This window comes from Nocardia sp. NPDC004718, assembly GCF_053601535.1.
The window spans coordinates 1-1,850 of record NZ_JBSGCA010000143.1; the positions used below are offsets into that span (position 1 = coordinate 1).

The 1,850-nt window shown below is 63.8% G+C and carries 1 protein-coding gene; it reads left to right on the forward strand.

The window, feature by feature from the left end:
• Positions 1-756 precede the first annotated feature (756 nt).
• Positions 757-1,281, forward strand: a complete 525-nt coding sequence (locus ACWEH3_RS35990) for an excalibur calcium-binding domain-containing protein (RefSeq protein WP_450026601.1) — start codon at positions 757-759, stop codon at positions 1,279-1,281.
• Positions 1,282-1,850: the final 569 nt, after the last annotated feature.

A 1,850-nucleotide genomic window follows, 5' to 3' on the forward strand; every position in this document is an offset into this window, starting at 1 on the left:
CGTCGGCCTGACTCAACGTGCTTCCCGAGTACATCGGCCTGCTCTCCTGAAGATGGACACTTACTTACGGTGTCCAACTTCTGGGGACCACTCCAATTGGCCTTTCGCACTACGCTGGACGCTGCCCAGCACCTACACGTTCTCGTTGACCCGAAAGTTTGTATCTCGCTCACCCTCCGAGTATTGGCGCAGGTAGCCGCTCCGCCGGGGATGCCGTGACCAATTCGCTTCTATTCCCGGTCGCAATGACCGAGGGCGACGACAGGCGTACACGGGCGCTTGATGTCAGTCGACAGCCCAGACTGGGGTCTCCGGGCAGCCTGCTTCGGCTGTCACCGAGCGAACAGGTGCATGCCCGCGTTCTGACGGTGCCCGAAGCATCGCAGCGGGACTCAGCCGAAGCTGGATTGGCCCGACATCACCGACAGAGACGGACACTGACCGTCCGCGTCCAGCTCCGCGCGAAGTAGAGGGCGAACCCGTCTCCAGCACAGCGACTTCCGAGGTGCCAGACGTGCGGTCTCATCGTCGGGACTGGTAGGTGGCTCAGAGGCAACCGCGTCGAAAGAAGGGATACGGTCCAACCGGCAGGGACCACCGACGTTCGGGCCGAGGCGAACCACAGGGCCAGACCAACGGCGTTGGATACCCGAAACACAACCCGGGCCGATTCCGATAAGGCTGGCAGTTCCCGAGCTGCACACCACGCAGAACCTGCGGGACGGAACCACAGCCGACAACGCAAGGTGCAATGCCATGGCGGTGCGTCATGGCTGCACGTCACCCTTTCCGTCGACGCGGCGGCGTGCACCTGTGCTCGGACGTACACCCCTACCTCGGAAAGAGACCACGACATCACCACGGCGACACGCTGCCGCTCTCCTTTCGTGCGCGGCAGTGACGCTCGCGGCCGCCGCCTGCGGCGCCGAAACCGCGTCAACACCAACCACCACAACACCGGTCACGACATCAGTCGTATCCGCTGGCCACACGACACTCCTGGCGCCGACAACCACTGCCGTACCACTGCCGCCGACCACACCGGAAACGACCATCGCCCCCACCTCGCCGCCAGCTGCGGTCGCGCCTGCCCTGCCCGCGGCGGTGGTACCGACGCCTCCGGCGGCGGCCGTGCCGGTGCCACCGCGACCGGCAGCTCCCAGCGTCTATTACTCCAACTGCGCCGCCGCCAAGGCTGCGGGCGCCGCGCCGCTACGGCGGGGAGAACCCGGCTACAGATCAGAGCTGGACCGCGATAAGGACGGCATCGCCTGCGAATAGGGCAAACCGACGCTGTTTGCGCTGGCGCGCACAGGAAGTGCGGCACGACATCTACTCACCGCTTCCGCAGGTCGATCGTTGACCGCCGACCACAGCAACCCGATGGCCATGACCGCCCGCCAGAAAGGACGTCACTGCTGGCCATCGCCACCGAAGACGACGAACGCACATTCGCCAGAAAACTCGGCGACGGACCGGACATCGACATCAGCCACCCCGGCGAAGCGTCCATCATTCGGTAGACCGACAGCACGCCTAATAAGGAGGAGACTGTTCGCTGTTTCAGTTCCACGATCGTTCGACTACCGAAAAACGGGCGGATATGGCGTGACCGTCTAGTAGAGAACGGCTTTCGCGTTCAGCCATCGCCGCTGGTCAAGCCAACTTCATTGTTTGTCGCGCGATTACTACCGGCACCCCAGCACCTCTTGGGACGTGGGGAGTGTCCATTTTCGCACGGGGCAGACCATTGGATTTGCTAGTCGATTGCTATTAGGATCGGAGGAGTCGTCGTATGGAGGAGCGCCGGAACTCGCCGCCGGGGACTCGGAGCTTCCTCTACCTGCGTG